This window comes from Streptomyces sp. NPDC054840 (genome assembly GCF_053611065.1).
Map to the genome: position 1 here is coordinate 1 of NZ_JBSGZP010000604.1, position 4538 is coordinate 4538.

General features: G+C 73.5%; 3 protein-coding genes and 1 pseudogene. 1 reads left to right on the forward strand and 3 read right to left on the reverse strand.

The window, feature by feature from the left end; translation table 11 throughout:
- Nucleotides 1-145: 145 nt before the first annotated feature.
- The 3 genes and pseudogenes from bioD to bioB all read right to left on the reverse strand — a co-directional run.
- Nucleotides 146-856: pseudogene (gene bioD, locus ACWGIU_RS30515) on the reverse strand (dethiobiotin synthase); the annotation flags it as partial.
- 1 nt (nucleotide 857) lies between these two features.
- Entirely contained in the window at nucleotides 858-2180 is a 1323-nt protein-coding gene (locus ACWGIU_RS30520) for an adenosylmethionine--8-amino-7-oxononanoate transaminase (protein ID WP_453711205.1), read from the reverse strand.
- Nucleotides 2173-3423 (reverse strand): biotin synthase BioB, encoded by a 1251-nt coding sequence (bioB, locus tag ACWGIU_RS30525; protein WP_453711207.1) that lies wholly within the window; start codon nucleotides 3421-3423, stop codon nucleotides 2173-2175. The genes ACWGIU_RS30520 and bioB overlap by 8 nt, the downstream gene beginning before the upstream one ends.
- A gap of 157 nt (nucleotides 3424-3580) precedes the next feature.
- On the opposite strand from bioB, the gene ACWGIU_RS30530 reads away from it, so the two are divergent.
- Nucleotides 3581-4538, forward strand: a 958-nt coding sequence (locus ACWGIU_RS30530) for an aminotransferase class I/II-fold pyridoxal phosphate-dependent enzyme (RefSeq protein ID WP_453711209.1), incomplete at its 3' end; no start/stop codon positions are given.

Genomic DNA, 4538 nt, shown 5'->3' on the forward strand with positions numbered 1-4538 from the left:
GGCTGGAGGGGCTGCCGGGTGGGCTGGAGTGGGCGCCGGCCGGGCTGGAGGGGGTGCCGGGTGGGCTGGAGTGGGCGCCGGCCGGGCTGGAGGGGGTGCCGGCCGGGCCGGGGTCGGCGTCGGCGGGGGTGAAGGGCGGCGGGGACCAGGTGGACAGGAAGGATTCCGCCGACCAGGTGCCCGCCAGGAGCGGAGCGAGCCAGGACGGGGCCGCCGCGCGGAAACGGTCCGGCGCGAGGGTTCCCGATCCCTCCGGGACCGCGCCCAGCAGCGGCAGGCCCGAGGACTTCGTGAGGTCCGCCAGGTTGCAGCGGGCCGCCAGGTCAGGGCTCTGCGGCCAGCTGCCGACCACCACACCCAGCGCGGTCAGGTCCCGGGCCCGCAGGGCCTCCGCCGTGAGGGTGGTGGAGTTGAGCGTGCCAAGACCCGCCTGGGCCACGAGCAGCGTCGGCGCGCCGAGCAGGCGGGCCGCGTCGGCCAGCGTGTTGCCCGCCTCGTCGAAGCGGACGAGCAGTCCGCCCGCGCCCTCCACGAGGACCAGGTCATGGTCCTGCGACAGCCGTTCCGCGGCCTCCGCGATCTGCGCCGGGGCGAGCGTCGCCAGCCCCGAACGGCGGGCCGCCGTGTCCGGGGCCAAGGGCTCCGGATAGCGGGCCAGTTCCACCGCCGTGACGGAGGGTCCGGCCAGCCGGACCGCCTCCGCGGCATCCCCCGGCTCCTGCGGCCCGACACCCGTCTGCGCGGGCTTGAGGACGGCCACCGAGCGGCCGGCGGCCACCGCGGCCGCCGCGATCGCCGAGGTGACCACCGTCTTGCCGATCTCGGTGCCCGTGCCGGACACCATCAGTACGGACATCTCAGCCTTCCTGCGCCGCCGCGCACACCGCACGGCAGATACGGGCCACGTCCTCGTCACCGGTCACGAACGGCGGCATGACATAGACGAGGTCCCGGAACGGGCGTACCCACACGCCCTCGCGCACCGCCGCCCGGGTGGCCGCCGCCACGTCGATCTCGTGGTCGAGCTGGACGACGCCGATGGCGCCCAGGACGCGTACGTCCTTCACCCCGGGGATGTCCGACGCTGCCGACAGGCCCTCGCGCAGCCCCTCCTCGATCCGCTTGACCTCGGTCGCCCAGTCCTGGCCGAGCAGCAGCTCGACGGAGGCCAGGGCCACGGCCGTGGCCAGCGGGTTGCCCATGAAGGTCGGCCCGTGCGCAAGCACCGGCACCTCGCCCTGCGAGATGCCGCTCGCCACCCGCTCCGTGCACAAGGTCGCCGCCAGCGTGAGGTAACCACCGGTCAGGGACTTGCCCAGACACATCACATCCGGGGTGATCCCCGCGTGGTCGGCAGCGAAGAGCGCGCCCGTACGGCCGAAGCCCGTGGCGATCTCGTCCAGTATCAGCAGGACCCCGTACTCGTCGCAGAGCTCGCGCAGCACCCGCAGGTAGCCCGGGTGGTGGAAGCGCATACCGCCCGCACCCTGCACCACCGGCTCCACGATGACCGCGGCCAGCTCGTCCGCGTGCCCGGAGATCGTGGCGCGCAGGTGGTCGGCGTACGCCGGGTCCACGGGCGTGTCGAAACCGGCGGGCGGCGCGTCCGCGAAGACCTGCCGCGGCAGGTGACCCTGCCACAGCTCGTGCATCCCGCCGTCGGGATCGCATACGGCCATCGGCTGCCAGGTGTCCCCGTGGTAGCCGCCGCGCCAGGTCAGCAGCCGGGTCTTGCCCGTCCGGCCCAGCGAACGCCAGTACTGGAGGCACATCTTGACCGCCACCTCGACGGACACCGAGCCCGAGTCGGAGAGGAAGACGTGCTCCAGCCCCAGCGGGGTGATCTCGACGAGCTTGGCGGCGAGCCGGACGGCGGGCTCATGGGTGAGCCCGCCGAACATGACATGCGACATCCGGCCCAGCTGGGCGGTGGCGGCCTCGTTGAGCACCGGATGGTTGTAGCCGTGGATCGCCGACCACCACGAGGACATGCCGTCGACCAGCTCTTCGTGACCGTGTCCCTGGGACGGGTCGGCGAGCCGCAGTCGCACCCCCGAGGCGGAGGCGATGATCAGCGGCTCCTGCCGCCCGGGCATCGGGCCGTACGGGTGCCAGACGTGCTGCCGGTCCAGCGCGAGCAGTTCCGCGCCGGCGGACAGCGGTGCACGCTGATCAGGCATTGGGGGCGACGTCCGTCCCCGCACCGCGTCGGCGGACCGCCACCAGCTCCGGGCGGACCTCGCCGGCCTCGGCCTGGACCGGTGCGGGCGTCCGGTCCGCCGGCGCGTGGCCGGAGCAGCCGCCGCACGCCGAGCCGCAGCCCGCGGCTTCGTCGCCTTCGGCGGACGCGCCCGTACCGCACAGAGAGGCGCCGCCGTTCGAACCGCAGCCCCCGCCGGTGGCGGCTGCCGCGACATCGGAGCGGTGCGCGGGAAGGGTCGACGTACCGGCGCCCTCCACCTCGAAGCCGGCGTCCGCGATCATGTCGAGGTCGGCCTGACCGGCCTGGCCCTCGCTGGTCAGGTAGTCGCCGAGGAAGATCGAGTTGACGATGTTCAGGGCCAGCGGCTGCATCGAGCGCAGGTGCACCTCGCGCCCGCCGGCGAGACGGACCTCGACGTCGGGGCAGACGAAGCGCGCCATCGCCAGGATGCGCAGGCAGCGCTGGGGCGTGAGGTTCCACTCCTTGGCGAGCGGGGTGCCCTCGAACGGGATCAGGAAGTTGACCGGCACCGAGTCCGCGTCCAGCTCGCGCAGCGAGAAGACGACGTCGACGAGGTCCTCGTCGCTCTCGCCCATGCCCGCGATCAGACCGGAGCACGCGGACAGACCGGCGCCGTGCGCCTTCTGCACGGTGTCGACGCGGTCCGCGTAGGTGTGGGTCTTGGTGATCTGCCCGTACGTCGCCTCGGAGGTGTTGAGGTTGTGGTTGTAGGCGTCCGCGCCCGCGTCCCGCAGCCGTTCCGCCTGGCCGTCCGAGAGCAGACCGAGGCACGCGCAGACCTCGACCCCCTCGTTCTGTTCCTTGATCGCCGCGATCGTCTTGCCGACGCGGTCCACGTCCCGGTCCGTCGGCCCGCGGCCGCTCGCGACCAGGCAGACCCGCTTCGCGCCGCCCGCGACGCCGGCCGCGGCGGCCTGGGACGCCTCTTCGGGCTTCAGCCAGGTGTATTTGAGGATCCCGGCCGTCGAACCCAGGCGCTGGGAACAGTAGGAGCAGTCCTCGGGGCACAGGCCCGACTTCAGGTTGACCAGGTAGTTCAGCTTGACGCGACGCCCGAACCACTGGCGGCGCACCTTGCCGGCCGCGGCCACCACGTCGAGCAGTTCGTCGTCAGAAGTCGCCAGTACGGCGAGCGCTTCTTCGCGGGTCGGCAGCTCGCGCCGCAGCCCCTTGTCCACCAGGGTGTTCAGCAGGTCCATGGACCCGATCCTGTCCCACACCCCCGCTCCCGGCCAAGGAGAGATCGCACAACATGGCCGGATGGGTGTGTGTGTATCACCACACCTGGCGCAGTGGTCACGCGAGCTAGGGTCGGGGCAGGTCTGTGGACTGCCGACAAAACACGAGGACGTGCCGATGCCCCAGCTCACTCCCGACCCGGTGGACGTCTTCGCGTGGATCGATGACGCGGAGCGCGCGCGGGAGGAGGCCGGCCTCGTCCGCACGCTGCGCCCCCGGCCGTCCGTGTCCCCGCTGCTGGACCTCGCGAGCAATGACTACCTCGGCCTGTCCCTGCACCCCGGGACCGTCCGCGGGGCGCAGGAGGCGGCCGCGACCTGGGGCGCCGGAGCCACCGGTTCGCGGCTCGTGACCGGTACCACCGAGCTGCACACCGAACTGGAGCGGGAGCTCGCCGCCTTCTGCGGTTTCGAGGCCGCGCTCGTCCTGTCCTCCGGCTACGCGGCCAATCTCGCCGCGGTCACCGCGCTCAGCGGCCGGGGCACGCTGGTCGTGTCCGACGCCGGGAACCATGCTTCGATCGTCGACGGCTGCCGGCTCTCGCGCGCCGAGACCGCCGTGGTCCCGCACGCCGACCCGGACACCGCCCGCAAGACGCTCGCCGCGCACGAGGGCCGGGCTCTGCTGGTCAGCGACTCGGTGTTCTCCGTGGACGGGGACGCCGCCCCGCTGGCCGAGTACGCCGCCGCCTGCCGGGACGAGGGCGCCGCCCTGGTCGTCGACGACGCCCACGGGCTGGGCGTGCTGGGAGAGGGCGGCCGCGGCGCGCTGCACGCCGCCGGGCTCGCGGGGGCGCCCTACGTGGTCGCCACCCTGACCCTCTCGAAGTCCCTGGGCAGCCAGGGCGGGGCCGTGCTCGGCCCGGCCCGGGTGATCAGGCATCTGGTCAACACGGCGCGCACCTTCATCTTCGACACCGGACTGGCCCCGGCCGCCGCCGGCGCGGCGCTGGCGAGCCTGCGCCTGCTTCAGCGGGAACCGGAGCGCGCGGACCGTGCTCGCGAGGTGGCCGCCCAGCTGTACGGGCGGCTCACCGCGTCCGGCCTGACCGCGGCCCGGCCGGACGCGGCCGTGG